Here is a 14,755-nt window from a genome sequence, read left to right on the forward strand (position 1 = left end):
AACAGGATCACTATGTTTGGCGCAGACAAAGGCACCGCAGACAAACTGGACGGCAAGAAGCTGCACATCGGCATCGTGCAGGCCCGTTTCAACGAGAGCATCACCAACACGCTGGCTGCTGCCTGCCGCGCAGAGCTGCTGGCCCTGGGCGTGCAGGAAAAGCACATCAAGCATGTGCTGGTGCCCGGCGCGCTCGAAGTGCCCGTGGCCCTGCAGGCCATGGCCGAGAGCGACGAGTACGACGCGCTGATCGCGCTGGGCTGCATCATCCGCGGCGAGACCTACCACTTCGAGCTGGTAGCCAACGAATCCGGCGCGGGCGTTACGCGCCTGTCGCTGGACTACCAGATCCCGATTGCCAACGCCATCATCACCACCGAGAACATGGAACAGGCCATCGCCCGTCAGACCGAAAAGGGCATGGACGCAGCCCGCGTGGCGGTGGAAATGGCCAACCTGCTGGACGAACTGTCATGAGCGAAAACACCCCTACGCCATCGTCGGCACGTCCGCCCAAGCAAACCCGCACCGGCCTCAAAAGCACGGGCACCCGCAAGGCCGCCTCCAAGTCCAACCGCAGCCGTGCGCGCGAATTTGCGCTGCAGGCGCTGTATCAGCACCTGGTGGGCGGCAACGACGCTACTGCCATCGATGCGTTCACGCGCGACCTGGCGGGCTTCCACAAGGCTGACTCGGCGCACTACGACGCGCTGCTGCATGGCTGCATCGAGCATGCCGCCAGCATGGACGCATTGATCACCCCGTTGCTGGACCGCAAGATGGCCGAGATCTCTCCCATCGAACACGCCACCATGTGGATCGGCGTATACGAGTTCCAGAACTGCCTGGATGTGCCCTGGCGCGTGGTGCTCAACGAATGCATCGAACTCGCCAAGGAATTTGGCGGCACGGACGGCCACAAGTACGTGAACGCCGTGCTCAACGGCCTGGCCCCCCAACTGCGCGCCGTGGAAGTGGCGGCCGACAAGGCCGCAGGCGCGGGCGCTGCCTGACTTACCACCGCCCCGCTGCCGCCCTGCCCGTTGAACCGGGGCGGCTTGGTTTCTTTTCTTTCTACGCCCTCACGCCACCACGTCCACAAGGGGCCCGGTCGGGGCAGGATGCCATTCCATGAAGTTTTCCACGCGCGCCGAGCGCATTGAACCGTTCTATGTGATGGAGGTCGCCAAGGCCGCGCAGGCCCTGGCCCGCGAGGTGGCGGGCACGCGCGAACCGATGATCTTCCTGAACATCGGCGAGCCCGACTTCACCGCCCCGCCCCTGGTGCAGGAAGCCGCAGCCCGCGCCGTGCACAACGGCGCCACGCAGTACACCAATGCGCTGGGCCTGGATGCGCTGCGCGAGCGCATCAGCGGCTGGTACCAGAGCCGCTTTGGCGTCAACGTGCCTGCGCGCCGCATCGTGGTCACCGCAGGCGCATCGGCCGCGCTGCAGTTGGCGTGCCTGGCGCTCATCGAGTCGGGCGACGAAATTTTGATGCCCGACCCGAGCTACCCCTGCAACCGCCACTTTGTGAGCGCCGCAGAAGGCAAGGCCGTGCTGCTGCCCACCACGGCGGCCGAGCGCTACCAGCTGAGCGCCGACAAGGTGCGTGCGGCATGGAATGAAAAAACGCGCGGCGTGCTGCTGGCCTCGCCGTCCAACCCCACGGGCACCTCGATAGCGCCCGACGAGCTGCGCCGCATCCATGACGTGGTGCGGTCGCACGACGGCATCACGATGATCGACGAGATCTACCTGGGCCTGTCGTACGAGGAAGAGTTTGGCCACACCGCGCTCACCATCGACGACAACATCATCAGCATCAACAGCTTCAGCAAATACTTCAACATGACCGGCTGGCGCCTGGGCTGGATGGTGGTGCCCGAGGCCATGGTGCCGGTGGTCGAGCGCCTGGCGCAGAACCTGTTCATCTGCGCCAGCACCGTGTCGCAGCATGCAGCGCTGGCCTGCTTCGAGGCCGAGAGCATTGCCGAATACGAACGCCGCCGTGCCGAGTTCAAGGCGCGGCGCGACTTCTTCATCCCCGCGCTGCAGTCGCTGGGTCTGAATGTGCCCGTGATGCCTGATGGCGCCTTCTATGCCTGGGCCGACTGCACGCAGGCCGCGCAGCGCCTGGGCGTGAGCGGCAGCTGGGACTTTGCGTTTGAGCTGATGCGCCGCGCGCACATCGCCGTGACACCGGGGCGCGACTTTGGCACGGCCGAGCCCGAGCGCTTCATCCGCTTCTCGACCGCCAACTCCATGGCGCAATTGCAGGAGTCCGTGGAGCGGCTGCGCAAGCTGCTTGGATGACCAAGGCGAGCGACCCCACGATGGCGTTTGAATTTCCGATCCGGATTTACTGGGAAGACACCGATGCCGGTGGCATCGTGTTCTACGCCAACTACCTCAAGTTCTTTGAGCGCGCGCGCACCGAGTGGCTGCGCTCGTTGGGTGTGGGCCAACAGCAGTTGCGGGAACAAACCGGCGGCATGTTTGTCGTAACCGACGCGCAGCTGCGCTACCACCGCCCCGCGCGGCTGGACGATGAACTGATTGTTACTGCCGCCCTGCAAAGCAGTGGCCGCGCATCGTTGACAATAGTGCAGCAGGCGCTCCTGAAACCAGAGCAGATGACCGACCAGCCCCCGACCTTGCTGACCGAAGGCACCATCCGCATCGGATGGGTGGATGCCGCCACCCTGCGCCCCGCCAGAATTCCAAGCACCCTCCTGGAACAACTCACACCATGAATTCCCAAAACATGTCCATCATCTCCCTGGTGCTGCACGCCAGCTGGGTGGTGCAACTCGTGATGCTGCTGCTGCTGGGCGTGTCGGTGGCCAGTTGGGCCGCCATCTTCCGCAAGCTGTTTGCCTTGAAGCGCGTGAAGACACTGAACGAGGATTTCGAGCGCGAGTTCTGGTCGGGCACCAGCCTGAACGACCTGTACGCAGCGGCCGCCCAGAACGCCAAGCAGGCAGGCCCCATGGAACGCATTTTTGCCAGCGGCATGCGTGAGTACCAGAAACTGCGCGAGCGCCGCATCACCGACCCGGGCACCTTGCTGGACGGCGCGCGCCGCGCCATGCGTGCAAGCTTCCAGCGTGAGATGGATGTGGTCGAGTCGAGCCTTTCCTTCCTGGCATCGGTCGGCTCCGTATCGCCGTATGTGGGCCTGTTCGGCACCGTGTGGGGCATCATGCACGCCTTCACCGGCTTTGCAGGCATGGAACAGGTCACGCTCGCTACCGTGGCCCCTGGCATCGCCGAGGCGCTGGTCGCCACCGCTATCGGCCTGTTCTCGGCCATCCCGGCCGTGATCGCCTACAACCGCTTTGCGCGCGACATCGACCGCGTGGCCACGCACCAGGAGACCTTCATCGAAGAGTTCTCCAACATCCTGCAGCGCAACCTGGGCGCCCAGCCCGCGTCCACAGGCCACACGGCCTCGGGCCACTGATCCGGGAGGCACCCCATGCCCGCCATGGCATCCCGCGGCCGAGGCCGCCGCACCATCAACGAGATCAACATGGTCCCGTTCATTGACGTCATGCTGGTGCTGCTCATCATCTTCATGGTGACGGCGCCCATGCTCACACCCGGCGTGGTCGATGTGCCCAGCGTGGGCAAGAGCAAGAACATGCCCAAGGTGGTGGCCCAGGTCATCGTCAACAAGGACGGCACGCTGCAGTTCAAGACCCCCGAAGCCACGCGCAGCCTGAACCAGCGGGAGATTGGCGATGCAGCCAGCCGCTGGCAAAAGGGCCAGGGGCCCGAGAGCGCCGTGGTCATCAGCGCCGACAAGGGCGTGCAGTACGAAACCGTGGTGAAGGCGATGGACGCCCTGCAAAAGGCAGGCGTCCAACGCGTAGGCCTGTCGGTCAAGCAAGGCGGTTGAACCGAACCCGCCCGGCACCGCTCAGACGCCCATGCACGCCCACACCGACCGCGACCAGTTTGCCCCGCCCCGTCCACCGGCGCGCCTGCGCGCCATCACGCTGGCGGTGCTGGTGCATGCAGTGCTGATCGGCGCGTTGACCTGGGGTGTGAACTGGAAGAACACGGCCGACCAGCCCGCCGTAGAAGCTGAGTTGTGGGCCGCCGTGCCCACCCAGGCTGCGCCGCGCGCTGTGGAGCCCCCACCGCCCCCGCCACCACCGCCTGTGCAGCAGGTCACCCCTCCCCCGCCCCCTGCCCCCCCCGTGCGTGCGGCCGAGCCGCCCGACACACGGGAGGCGGACATCGCCATCGAGCGCGAGAAGAAGCGCCTGGAGCAGGAAAAGAAAGCCCGCGAGCAACAGCAGCTGCGCGAAAAGCGCGAGCGTGAGCGCAAGGAAGAAGAACGCCGCGACCGCCTGGAGCAGGAGAAAAAAGAGCGCCTGCAAAAAGAACGCGACAAAGAAAAGGAACAGCGCGAAAAGCAGCTGGCCGAACAGAAAAAGGCCGAGCAGGACAAGCAGAAGAAGCTGGCGGAAGACAAACGCAAGGCCGACGAGGCCGCCAAGCGCAAGGCGGAGGCGGAAGAAAAGCAGCTGGCCAAGATGCGCGAAGACAACATGCGCCGCATCCAGGGCATGATAGGTGCCACTGGAGGCGAAAACGCCACCGGCACGGCCCAGCGCAGTGCGGGCCCCTCGGGCAGCTATGGCGGCAAGGTGGCGGCCAAGGTCAAGCCTAACATCGTGTACCCGGACGCTATCTCGGGCAACCCGCGTGCCGAGGTCGAGGTACGGCTGTCGCCCGACGGCACCATCGTGGGCAAGCGCCTGGTGCAGTCCAGCGGTAACAAGGCCTGGGACGACGCGGTGCTGCGTGCCCTGGACAAGACCGAGACGCTGCCGCGCGATGTGGACGGGCGCGTGCCTTCTGTGCCGATAATCATCGGCTTCAAACCCCAGGACTGAGCGTGACCCGAGCCCCCCGTCTCGCGGGGCTTGCACTTCTGCCGTGGGACTTCGCCTCGTTGCCGATGCGCTGCTGGAACCCACGCCGCAGGAGCGCTGACCGCCTGCGTCTGAGCCCTTGTGGCAGTGTGCCCCGTTACGATGGACTGAGCCGTGCTTTGCAAGCCCCCCAAAGCAAAGCGCCCGGCACAACCGGGCGCTTTTTGAGCCTTTTATGCTGGTAGCGCTAGTGGAACATGCGCTGCAAGCTATACATTCAATAGCAGTTCGTCAGCATGCATCAGCGGTCGCGCCGCTCCATGCGGCGGTTCAGGTTCAGCGCGCCCAGCGTGCAGGCCACACCCGACAGCAGGTACACCGTCACTGCCAGCAGACCGAACTGCGACGACAGATACAGGGCCACCAGCGGTGCGAAGGCTGCACCAATGATCCAGGCCAGGTCGGCCGACAGGGCCGCGCCGGTGTAGCGATACTGCGGCGAGAAGTTGGCCGTGACCGTGCCCGATGCCTGGCCGTACGACAGGCCCAGCAACACAAAGCCCAGCAGCAGGAACATGGTGCTGCCCACTTCGCCAGTGTTGAGCAACACCGGCGCCATGAAGCTGAACACGCCAATCAGCACGGCCATGCCGCCCAGCAGCTTGCGGCGGCCCAGGTGGTCCGACAGCCAGCCCGACACCATGATGGCGCCCGCCGCGAGGAACGCGCCGACGATCTGCACGCCCAGGATCTGGGTGACTGGCTGGTCGGAGTACAGCGTGATCCACGACAGCGGGAAAACCGTGACCAGGTGGAACAGTGCAAAGCTGGCCAGCGCCGCAAAGGCGCCCAGCAACACGTTGCTGCCTTCATCACGCATGACGCGGCTCACCGGCACGGGCTGCAACTCGCGGTCCTTGAGCAGTTCGGAGTACGACTGCCCCACCACCAGACGCAGGCGGGCAAACAGGGCCACCACGTTCACGGCAAAGGCCACAAAAAACGGATAACGCCAGCCCCAGGCCAGAAACTCTTGCACCGTGAGGCTGCTGTACAGGTAGGCAAACAGGCCCGCAGCCAGCACAAAGCCCAGAGGCGCGCCCAGCTGGCCGATCATGGCGTACCAGCCCCTGCGCTCTTTGGGGGCCGACATGGCCAACAGCGACGGCAAGCCGTCCCACGAACCACCCAGCGCCAAGCCCTGGCCCACACGCAGGATCAGCAACGCCACGATGGCTGAAGTGCCCACATCCTTGTAGCCCGGCAAAAAGGCCATGCCCACCGTGCAGACGCCCAGCACGAACAGCGCAATGGTCAGCTTGGTGCCCCGCCCCCAGCGCCGCTGGATGGCCATGGAGATGGCGGTACCCACCGGGCGGACCACGAAGGCAACGGCCAGCAGCGCAAAGGCCATCAGCGTGCCGTCCAGGCGCGACAGGAAGGGAAACAGGAAGGACGGGAAGACAAGAACGCAGGCGATCCCGAAAACGAAGAAGTCGAAATACTCGGACGAGCGTCCGATGATCACGCCCACAGCGATTTCGCTGGGGGTGACGTCTTCATGCGTATCAGCCCGCGAGAGAGAGGCGGCGCTTTCGTGAAAACCGGCCGCAGGGTAAGTGGCAGTGGCGGGGCTGCTCATGAACATGGCTCCTTGACGTTGTGTAGCTAACTCAGACCGCTCCGTTCTACACGCAACTTCTGTGGGCCACAAGTGCGGTTTCACTATGCCGACTGCAGGAAATGTCCTTCAAAGCCCTTGAATGCACCACATTGGTGCAAAAACAGCCTGCGCTTTTGACCTTGGACAAAATGTCCAATCGACAAAAAAGCTAGCGCTAGTACATTCGCACACATCCCGTTGTCCGCGTTTACCCTGAAACGCATTGATCGCGCTCTACACATGCTCAAACTTCCCCAACTTCGTGGGCCCACCTGGCTGCTCGCCCTGACAGCGCTGGGTAGCCTGGCAGGCTGCAGCAAGGCTGTCGTGCTCAACCCTGCCGGTGACGTCGCTGCCCAGCAAGGCCAGATGGTCATCACCGCCACGCTGCTGATGCTGATCATCATCGTGCCCGTGATCGCGCTCACCCTGCTGTTTGCCTGGAAATACCGTCAGGGCAACACCGAGGCCGAGTACGACCCGGAATGGCACCACTCCACCACTCTGGAGCTGGTGATCTGGACCGTGCCGCTGCTGATCATCATTGCGCTGGGCGCCATCACCTGGATCGGCACCCACAAGCTCGACCCCTACCGTCCCCTGGACCGCATCGACGCGCAGCGCGCCGTGCCCGCCGATGTGAAGCCGCTTGAAGTGCAGGTAGTGGCCATGGACTGGAAGTGGCTGTTCTTCTACCCCGAGCAAGGCATCGCCACCGTGAATGAAGTGGCGGCACCGGTGGACCGCCCGATCCTGTTCAAGCTGACGGCCACATCCACCATGAACGCGTTCTACGTGCCAGACCTTGCCGGCATGATTTACGCCATGCCCGGCATGCAGACCGAGCTGAACGCGGTGATCAACAAGCCTGGCGTGTTCAAGGGCATGTCGTCGCACTACAGCGGCGCGGGTTTCTCGGGCATGACGTTCAAGTTCCATGGCCTGAGCAACGAGGACTTTGCCCAGTGGGTGCAAAAGGCCAAGACCGAAGGCAAGCCCCTGGACAAGGGCACCTACCTGAACCTGGTCAAGCCCAGCGAACGTGATCCGGTGCAGCGCTTTGCCTCGGTGGAAGAAGGCCTGTACGACAAGGTGCTCAACCGCTGCGTCGAAGACGGAAAGATGTGCATGCACCACATGATGGCCATCGATGCCCTGGGTGGCGACGCTTACATGCGCGCTGCAGGGCTGAACCTACCCCAGGACGTCTGCACCGTGCAAAACGCCGCCCAGGTGGTGGCCGCACTCGAAACCCGCAACGCACCGGCACCAACGACTGGCGCCAGCATCCGTCAATGAGCACTCCTATGTCCTCCGAAACCCTTTCTCCATCCCACTGGGCGCTGGGCCGCCTGAGCTGGGACGCCGTACCGATGGCGCATGAGCCCATCGTGCTGGCCACCTTCATTGCCGTGGTGTTGGGCGGCCTGGTCGTTCTGGCCGGTATCACCAAGTTCCGCCTGTGGGCCCCCCTGTGGCGCGACTGGATCTGCAGCATTGACCACAAACGCATCGGCATCATGTACATGATCCTGGGCCTGGTGATGCTGCTGCGCGGCTTTGCCGACGCCGTGATGATGCGCCTGCAGCAGGCCATGGCCTTTGGCGACAACATGGGTTACCTGCCTCCGCACCACTACGACCAGATCTTCACCGCCCACGGCGTGATCATGATCTTCTTCGTGGCGATGCCGCTGGTCACCGGCCTGATGAACTACCTGGTGCCGCTGCAGATCGGCGCGCGCGACGTGTCGTTCCCGTTCCTGAACAACTTCAGCTTCTGGATGACCACGGCCGGCGCCGTGCTGGTGATGGTGTCGCTGTTCCTGGGCGAGTTCTCCACCTCCGGCTGGCTGGCACTGTCCAACCTGGGGGCGCAGAGCCCCAGCACCGGCCTGGACTACTACATCTGGGCGCTACAGATAGCGGGGGTGGGCACGACGCTCTCGGGCATCAACCTGATCGTGACCATCATCAAGATGCGCGCGCCGGGCATGAGCCTGATGAAGATGCCCGTGTTCACCTGGACCGCCCTGTGCACCAACGCACTGATCGTGGCGTCGTTCCCCGTGCTCACGGCCGCGCTGGTGCTGATGTCGCTGGACCGCTACGTGGGCACCAACTTCTTCACCAACGAGCTGGGTGGCAACCCCATGCTCTACGTGAACCTGATCTGGATCTGGGGCCACCCTGAGGTGTACATCCTGGTGCTGCCCGCGTTCGGTGTGTTCTCCGAAGTGGTCGCTACGTTCAGCAAAAAGCGCCTGTTCGGCTACACGTCCATGGTGTATGCCACGGTGTGTATCACCATCCTGTCGTACCTGGTGTGGCTGCACCACTTCTTCACCATGGGTTCGGGTGCCAGCGTGAACACCTTCTTCGGTATCACGACGATGATCATCTCGATCCCCACGGGCGCGAAGATCTTCAACTGGCTGTTCACCATGTACAAGGGCCGCATCCGCTTTGAGCTGCCCATGATGTGGACCGTGGCGTTCATGGTCACGTTCGCCATCGGCGGCATGACCGGCGTGCTGCTGGCCGTGCCCCCGGCCGACTTCGTGCTGCACAACAGCCTGTTCCTGATCGCCCACTTCCACAACGTGATCATCGGCGGCGTGGTGTTTGCCATGTTTGCCGGAATCAACTACTGGTACCCCAAGGCGTTTGGCTACAAGCTGGACCGCACCTGGGGCGTGCGCTCCTTCTGGCTGTGGCTGGTGGGCTTCTGGGTGGCGTTCACGCCGCTGTATGTGCTGGGCCTGATGGGCGTCACCCGCCGTGCCAACCACTTCGAAGACCAGTCGCTGCAGATCTGGTTCGTCATCGCTGCCATCGGCGCGGCCATGATTGCCGCCGGCATTGGCTGCTTCCTGATCCAGCTGGTGGTCAGCTTCTTCAAGCGCGAACAACTGCGCGACTGGACAGGCGACCCCTGGGACGGCCGCACGCTGGAATGGGCCACCTCTTCGCCTCCACCCAACTACAACTTCGCCTTCACCCCCGTGGTGCACGAGATCGACGCGTGGTGGGACATGAAGAAGCATGGATACAAGCGCCCTCTGGCGGGCTTCCAGCCCATCCACATGCCTGCCAACACTGGCGCCGGCGTGGTGATCTCAGGGCTGTCGCTGGTGTTCGGCTTTGCACTGATCTGGCACATGTGGCTGCTGGCGGGCGTCTCGTTTGCGGCCGTCGTTCTGGCCGCCATCATCCACACGTTCAATTACAAGCGTGACTTCTACATCCCGGCATCCGAAGTGATCTCCACCGAAGAAGCCCGCACACTCCAACTGGCCCGCCATGTCTGATATCCGCATCCACGCTGGCGCCGCAGCAGGCGCCCTGGCCCCGCGTGAGTACCACCTCGCGCACGAGCCCCATCCTGAAAACGGCACGGCCCTGGGTTTCTGGCTGTACCTGATGAGCGACTGTCTCATCTTTGCAGCACTGTTCGCCACTTACGGCGTGCTGGGCCGCAGCTATGCCGCAGGCCCCACCGGCGCGCAGCTGTTCGACCTGACCCTGGTGGCCATCAACACCGCCTTCCTGCTGCTGTCGTCCATCACCTTCGGTTTTGCCATGCTGCGCAAGCAGCTGGGCGACGTGAAGGGCACGCTGCTGTGGCTGGCGGTCACGGGCGTGTTTGGCCTGTGCTTCCTGGGCCTGGAGCTGTATGAGTTCTCACACCTGCTGCACGAGGGCGCAGGCCCGCAGCGCAGTGCCTTCCTGTCGGCGTTCTTCACGCTGGTGGGCACCCACGGCCTGCACGTCACCTTCGGCCTGATCTGGCTGGTGGTGCTGATGGTCCAGATTGGCAAGCATGGCCTGATCCCCGAGAACAACCGCCGCCTGATGTGCCTGTCCATGTTCTGGCACTTCTTGGACGTGGTCTGGATCGGCGTTTTCACCTTTGTGTACCTGATGGGGGTGCTGTAAATGAGCGCACAACACGCAACACACGCGCACGATGCGCATGGGCATGACGATCACCACCACGACGCAGGCCCCCACAGCACCTTTTCGGGCTATGTGACAGGGTTTGTGCTGTCCGTCATCCTCACTGCCATTCCCTTCTGGCTGGTGATGGCCAAGGTGATTGCGGACCGCAACACGGCTGTGCTGGTGCTGGGCGGCTTCGCCGTGATCCAGATCCTGGTGCACATGGTGTTCTTCCTGCACATGAACGGCAAGATCGAAGGCGGCTGGACCCTGCTGTCTACCATCTTCACGGTGGTGTTCGTGGCCATCGCCATCGCGGGGACCTTGTGGGTGATGTTCCACATGAACGCCAACATGATGCCCGAGCACCCCACGCCCACGCCGCCCACGCACGAGGCGCCTGGACACTCCACGCCCTGATGCCTGCAGCCCCCACCACCATGGCACTGCCGCGCCGGGGGTTGCGCCGCGCAGTCCTGCTGGTGCTGGGCATGGCCCTGTTCCTGGGCTTTGTGTCGCTGGGCACCTGGCAGGTCCAGCGCCGTGCCTGGAAGCTGGACCTCATCGAAAGAGTAGACCAACGGGTGCACGCCGCACCAGCCGCACTGCCCCCTGTGGAGCAATGGTCTGACATCCGTGCCGCACAGCATGAGTACCTGCCGGTGGTGTTTCAGGGTCGCTGGCTGCCCGGCAAAACGGTGCTGACGCAGGCGGTCACCGAGCTGGGCGCGGGGTTCTGGGTAATGACGGCCCTGCAACAGGATGACGGCACCCAGGTGCTGGTGAACCGGGGCTTTGTGCCCCAGGAGCAACGCGCCCAATGGCTGGAGGCCCAGCCACCCGCCGATGGCACGGCCACCGTCCAGGGGCTGTTGCGCATGCCAGAGCCGGGCGGCGGCTTTCTGCGCACCAACGACCCGGCGCAACAGCGCTGGTACTCGCGCGACGTGGCGGCCATCAGCAGCGCGCTGGGTCTGACCCGGGCGGCTCCATTTTTTGTGGACGCCGGACTTCCGGGTACCGCAGCGGCGTCTTCAACCGCCTCCGGCTGGCCCCGCGCTGGCCTGACCGTCATCCGGTTCCACAACAGCCACCTGGTGTACGCCCTGACCTGGTATGGTCTTGCGCTCATGGTTGTCGTTGCCGGCTGGTATGTGGCACGCTATGAGCGCCGCCTGGGCGCACGCGCCACCAGCCGCCTCCCGACCGACGATGAACACCCTCCCACAACGCCCTGACCCTGCGCTGGCCACTGCGCCGCGCAATGCACGTTCCGCCGACGCCGCCGCCGGGATCAAGAACCTCCAGCAACTGATCGAGCTGCGCTGGATTGCGGTGGTGGGCCAGGTGTTCACCATCGAGATGGCGCACTACAGCCTGGGCTTGAAGCTGCCGCTGCAGGAGATGCTGCTCGTGGTCGGCTGCCTGGCGGTCTTCAACGTGGTGAGCCTGCTGCGCCTGCGCACGGGCCGAGCGGTGCGCAATGTGGAGCTGTTTCTAGCGCTGCTGATCGACGTGGCGGTGCTCACGGTGCAGCTGTACCTGAGCGGTGGCACCAGCAACCCCTTCGTGTTTTTGTACCTGTTGCAGATCACGCTTGGCGCCGTGCTGCTGCGCGGTGCCTACATCTGGTCCATCGTGATCATCACCGTCCTGTGCTTTGCGGCGCTGGCAGATCACCACCTGCCACTGGCCCTGCCCCAGGATCTGCACCAGGGCCTGTCGAGCCTGTATGTGCTTGGGCTGCTGGTGTGTTTTGTGCTCAACGCCACGCTGGTGATGGTGTTCATCACCCGCATCAACCGCAACCTGCGCGAGCGCGATGCCCGCCTGGCGGCCGCACGCCGGCGCCGCGTGGAAGAAGAACACATCGTGCGCATGGGCCTGTTGGCGTCCGGCGCTGCGCACGAACTGGGCACCCCGCTGTCCACCCTTGCGGTGATCCTGGGCGACTGGCAACACGACAAGCGACTGGCCAGCAACGCCGCGCTCAAGGAAGACATTGCCGAGATGCAGACCCAGGTGCAACGGTGCAAGAGCATCGTGAGCGGCATCCTGCTCTCGGCGGGTGAAACGCGCGGCGAGGCGTCGGTGCAGACCACTGTGCGCAAGTTTGTCGATGCGCTGGCACAGGAGTGGCGCAGCACCCGCACGATCCCCCAGTTTGACTACGACAACGACTTCGGCACCGACACGTCCATGGTGTCGGACACCACGCTCAAGCAAATGGTTTTCAATGTGCTGGACAATGCACGCGACGCCTCGCCAGGCTGGGTGCGGCTGGCGGTCACGCGCAATGCCGACGCCCTGTGCATGACTGTGACCGATGCCGGCCCCGGCTTTGCGCCCGACATGCTGTCCAAACTGGGTACGCCCTACCAGTCCTCCAAAAACCGCCCTGGCGGAGGGTTGGGGCTGTATCTGGTGCTGAACGTGGCCCGAACCCTGGGTGGCAGCGTGGAGGCGCGTAACCGTCCCGAAGGGGGCGCACAGGTGACCATCGAATTGCCCCTGGCCTCGATTGCGCTCCCCCCGAAGGTATGAATGAACGAAAGAACCCACCGTGGACACTGAAGAAGCGCAACGACAGCTGCTGATCGTCGAGGACGACGAAGCCTTTGCGCGCACGCTGGCCCGCTCGTTTGAACGGCGCGGCTATAGCGTGTTGCAGGCAGCGAGCCTGGCCGACGTAGAGGTGTTGCTGGAGCAGCACCAGCCCGGGTATGCGGTGGTGGACCTCAAGCTCAAGGGAGAGGCCTCAGGCCTGGCCTGCGTGCAGACACTGCACGCCGCTGACGACGAGATGCTGATCGTGGTGCTCACGGGTTTTGCAAGCATTGCCACCGCCGTGGAAGCCGTGAAACTGGGCGCGTGCCACTATCTCGCCAAGCCCTCCAACACCGACGACATTGAAGCTGCGTTTGGGCTCAAAGAAGGCAATGCCGAGGTGGAACTGACCAACCGTTCCAGTTCCATCAAGACGCTGGAATGGGAACGCATCAACGAGGTGCTGGCTGAAACAGGCTTCAACCTGTCAGAGGCCGCGCGGCGCCTGGGTATGCACCGCCGCACCCTCACACGCAAGCTCGAAAAGAAACAGGTGCGTTAGCCGCAACGGCTTTGGACCCGCCCTCCCCTGTTTCGGTGCCGATCCATCTCGCGGGGCGCAATCTGCACGGCCGGTCACGCGCTCCTGCGGCTCCCAAACAGCACTCAGGCAGCCTCAGGCACCGCCTTCAGCATCTGCTGCTCGAAAGCGCGCAAACGCTTGTAGATCGATATCTGTTCCACCACCGTGCTCCAGTTCAGCACCAGAAACTGGAACGACTCCAGCACCTTGTCAAAGGCCCGGGCAATCTGCTGCATCACCCCCAGGGTGATCACCCCCGCGATCAGCGTGGGGCCCAAAGCCACCAGGGGCACCAGCACACTCACCTGCAGGTAAGACCACTTCACCACATCGAAGTACAGGTAGTGGAAAAACAGCCGGAAGTAATTGCGGCGCACACCCGCGAACAGCTCAGCCGCCGTGGGCGGAGAAGCCCGGTTCGGGTCGTCCTCGCCCAGCACCAGCTCCTTGCGGTACGCCGCCTCCACCCGCTGGTTGTGAAACTCCAGCCCCGGTAGCTTCACACCCACGCAGGCCAGCAGCAGCGTGCCCCCCAGTGACCAGGCCAGTGCGACCCAGACCAGGGAATGCGGAACGGCGCCGATCAAGGGCAGCGCAGTGACTTTGTCGGACAGCGTCCAGAGCACCGGCAGAAAGGCCCCGAGCGTCATGAGGCTGCGCATGAAACTCAGGCCCAGATCTTCCATCGTGCGGGCGAAACGCATGGTGTCCTCCTGCACACGCTGTGCCGCACCCTCGATGTGCCGCAGGCGTGGCCAGGCCGCCATGTAGTGCTCATTCATCGCCTGCCGCCAACGAAAGATGTAGTGTTTGCTGAAAAAATCCGCCAGCACCGCCGTCGTCACATAGATCATGGCAATGCGCGCGAAGGTTGAAAGCTGTCCCCAGAACTGCTCTGCGGTGATGCTGCCAGGCTTACCCAGAGCCTCCTGTATGAGATCGTAAAAGCTGCCGAACCAGTCGTTGACCTGCACGTCCAGCTGCACACGGTAAGCCGTGGCCAGAAGAATGACGAGAGAACCCAAGATGGACCAGGCCCACCAGCGGCGGGCGAAAAAGAAGGACTTGAACATCGTAGTGCCGTGTTGGAATGGTTCTGCGAATTCTGAGTGCCACACGCAATGATCGTTC

Annotated in this window: 16 protein-coding genes; 14 read left to right on the forward strand and 2 right to left on the reverse strand. The window is 63.8% G+C overall.

The window, feature by feature from the left end:
• The first annotated feature begins 12 nt into the window (after positions 1-12).
• The 7 genes from ribH to tolA all read left to right on the forward strand — a co-directional run bounded on the left by ribH (position 13) and on the right by tolA (position 4,910).
• A complete protein-coding gene (gene ribH, locus N4G42_RS17065) occupies positions 13-477 on the forward strand; it encodes a 6,7-dimethyl-8-ribityllumazine synthase (RefSeq protein WP_260668014.1) in 465 nt (154 codons plus the stop codon).
• Positions 474-1,013, forward strand: a complete 540-nt coding sequence (gene nusB / locus N4G42_RS17070) for a transcription antitermination factor NusB (protein WP_056064843.1) — start codon at positions 474-476, stop codon at positions 1,011-1,013. Before ribH ends, nusB begins: the two co-directional genes overlap by 4 nt.
• A 118-nt stretch (positions 1,014-1,131) precedes the next feature.
• On the forward strand, positions 1,132-2,316 hold the full coding sequence (locus N4G42_RS17075) for a pyridoxal phosphate-dependent aminotransferase (protein ID WP_260668015.1): 1,185 nt from the start codon (positions 1,132-1,134) through the stop codon (positions 2,314-2,316).
• Between the two features lie 20 nt (positions 2,317-2,336).
• Positions 2,337-2,756, forward strand: coding sequence for a tol-pal system-associated acyl-CoA thioesterase (gene ybgC, locus N4G42_RS17080; protein WP_056065182.1), 420 nt, complete (start codon positions 2,337-2,339; stop codon positions 2,754-2,756).
• Positions 2,753-3,466, forward strand: coding sequence for a protein TolQ (tolQ, locus tag N4G42_RS17085; protein ID WP_015015035.1), 714 nt, complete (start codon positions 2,753-2,755; stop codon positions 3,464-3,466). The genes ybgC and tolQ overlap by 4 nt, the downstream gene beginning before the upstream one ends.
• A 15-nt stretch (positions 3,467-3,481) precedes the next feature.
• Positions 3,482-3,904 (forward strand): ExbD/TolR family protein, encoded by a 423-nt coding sequence (locus tag N4G42_RS17090; RefSeq protein ID WP_056064849.1) that lies wholly within the window; start codon positions 3,482-3,484, stop codon positions 3,902-3,904.
• Positions 3,905-3,935: 31 nt separating this feature from the next.
• Entirely contained in the window at positions 3,936-4,910 is a 975-nt protein-coding gene (gene tolA, locus N4G42_RS17095) for a cell envelope integrity protein TolA (RefSeq protein WP_260668016.1), read from the forward strand.
• Between the two features lie 280 nt (positions 4,911-5,190).
• On the opposite strand, the gene N4G42_RS17100 is transcribed toward tolA, so the two are convergent.
• The gene (locus N4G42_RS17100; protein ID WP_260668018.1) at positions 5,191-6,531 is read right to left on the reverse strand and encodes an MFS transporter; all 1,341 of its coding nucleotides are present in this window, start codon (positions 6,529-6,531) and stop codon (positions 5,191-5,193) included.
• Positions 6,532-6,792: 261 nt separating this feature from the next.
• Between N4G42_RS17100 and cyoA the strand changes: the two genes are divergently transcribed.
• The 7 genes from cyoA to N4G42_RS17135 are packed head-to-tail and all read left to right on the forward strand — an operon-like array spanning position 6,793 to position 13,603.
• Entirely contained in the window at positions 6,793-7,851 is a 1,059-nt protein-coding gene (gene cyoA, locus N4G42_RS17105) for a ubiquinol oxidase subunit II (RefSeq protein ID WP_116747559.1), read from the forward strand.
• Between the two features lie 8 nt (positions 7,852-7,859).
• Complete coding sequence (gene cyoB / locus N4G42_RS17110) at positions 7,860-9,863, forward strand: cytochrome o ubiquinol oxidase subunit I (RefSeq protein WP_260668020.1); 2,004 nt, start codon at positions 7,860-7,862, stop codon at positions 9,861-9,863.
• Positions 9,856-10,491 (forward strand): cytochrome o ubiquinol oxidase subunit III, encoded by a 636-nt coding sequence (gene cyoC / locus N4G42_RS17115; RefSeq protein WP_015015041.1) that lies wholly within the window; start codon positions 9,856-9,858, stop codon positions 10,489-10,491. The genes cyoB and cyoC overlap by 8 nt, the downstream gene beginning before the upstream one ends.
• Positions 10,492-10,914, forward strand: coding sequence for a cytochrome o ubiquinol oxidase subunit IV (gene cyoD / locus N4G42_RS17120; protein WP_116747561.1), 423 nt, complete (start codon positions 10,492-10,494; stop codon positions 10,912-10,914).
• Positions 10,914-11,732, forward strand: coding sequence for an SURF1 family protein (locus N4G42_RS17125; protein WP_260668021.1), 819 nt, complete (start codon positions 10,914-10,916; stop codon positions 11,730-11,732). The genes cyoD and N4G42_RS17125 overlap by 1 nt, the downstream gene beginning before the upstream one ends.
• The gene (locus N4G42_RS17130; protein ID WP_260668022.1) at positions 11,707-13,038 is read left to right on the forward strand and encodes an ATP-binding protein; all 1,332 of its coding nucleotides are present in this window, start codon (positions 11,707-11,709) and stop codon (positions 13,036-13,038) included. The genes N4G42_RS17125 and N4G42_RS17130 overlap by 26 nt, the downstream gene beginning before the upstream one ends.
• A 19-nt stretch (positions 13,039-13,057) precedes the next feature.
• A complete protein-coding gene (locus N4G42_RS17135) occupies positions 13,058-13,603 on the forward strand; it encodes a response regulator transcription factor (RefSeq protein WP_056064872.1) in 546 nt (181 codons plus the stop codon).
• A 104-nt stretch (positions 13,604-13,707) separates the two neighbouring features.
• Here N4G42_RS17135 and sbmA read toward each other — a convergent pair whose 3' ends face one another.
• Positions 13,708-14,697: a peptide antibiotic transporter SbmA gene (gene sbmA / locus N4G42_RS17140; protein WP_260668023.1), complete on the reverse strand. Its 990-nt coding sequence runs from the start codon at positions 14,695-14,697 to the stop codon at positions 13,708-13,710.
• Between the last annotated feature and the right edge of the window lie 58 nt (positions 14,698-14,755).

Origin of the sequence: Acidovorax sp. K2F (genome assembly GCF_025246485.1) — a bacterium.
Lineage (GTDB): Bacteria > Pseudomonadota > Gammaproteobacteria > Burkholderiales > Burkholderiaceae_C > Acidovorax > Acidovorax delafieldii.

Excerpts from the sequence above, each read along its gene's own strand:
- ribH (WP_260668014.1), top strand. The coding sequence starts at position 13 with ATGTTTGGCGCAGACAAAGGCACCGCAGACAAACTGGACGGCAAGAAG.
- nusB (WP_056064843.1), top strand. The coding sequence starts at position 474 with ATGAGCGAAAACACCCCTACGCCATCGTCGGCACGTCCGCCCAAGCAA.
- N4G42_RS17075 (WP_260668015.1), top strand. The coding sequence starts at position 1,132 with ATGAAGTTTTCCACGCGCGCCGAGCGCATTGAACCGTTCTATGTGATG.
- ybgC (WP_056065182.1), top strand. The coding sequence starts at position 2,337 with ATGGCGTTTGAATTTCCGATCCGGATTTACTGGGAAGACACCGATGCC.
- tolQ (WP_015015035.1), top strand. The coding sequence starts at position 2,753 with ATGAATTCCCAAAACATGTCCATCATCTCCCTGGTGCTGCACGCCAGC.
- N4G42_RS17090 (WP_056064849.1), top strand. The coding sequence starts at position 3,482 with ATGCCCGCCATGGCATCCCGCGGCCGAGGCCGCCGCACCATCAACGAG.
- tolA (WP_260668016.1), top strand. The coding sequence starts at position 3,936 with ATGCACGCCCACACCGACCGCGACCAGTTTGCCCCGCCCCGTCCACCG.
- N4G42_RS17100 (WP_260668018.1), bottom strand. The coding sequence starts at position 6,531 with ATGAGCAGCCCCGCCACTGCCACTTACCCTGCGGCCGGTTTTCACGAA.
- cyoA (WP_116747559.1), top strand. The coding sequence starts at position 6,793 with ATGCTCAAACTTCCCCAACTTCGTGGGCCCACCTGGCTGCTCGCCCTG.
- cyoB (WP_260668020.1), top strand. The coding sequence starts at position 7,860 with ATGTCCTCCGAAACCCTTTCTCCATCCCACTGGGCGCTGGGCCGCCTG.
- cyoC (WP_015015041.1), top strand. The coding sequence starts at position 9,856 with ATGTCTGATATCCGCATCCACGCTGGCGCCGCAGCAGGCGCCCTGGCC.
- cyoD (WP_116747561.1), top strand. The coding sequence starts at position 10,492 with ATGAGCGCACAACACGCAACACACGCGCACGATGCGCATGGGCATGAC.
- N4G42_RS17125 (WP_260668021.1), top strand. The coding sequence starts at position 10,914 with ATGCCTGCAGCCCCCACCACCATGGCACTGCCGCGCCGGGGGTTGCGC.
- N4G42_RS17130 (WP_260668022.1), top strand. The coding sequence starts at position 11,707 with ATGAACACCCTCCCACAACGCCCTGACCCTGCGCTGGCCACTGCGCCG.
- sbmA (WP_260668023.1), bottom strand. The coding sequence starts at position 14,697 with ATGTTCAAGTCCTTCTTTTTCGCCCGCCGCTGGTGGGCCTGGTCCATC.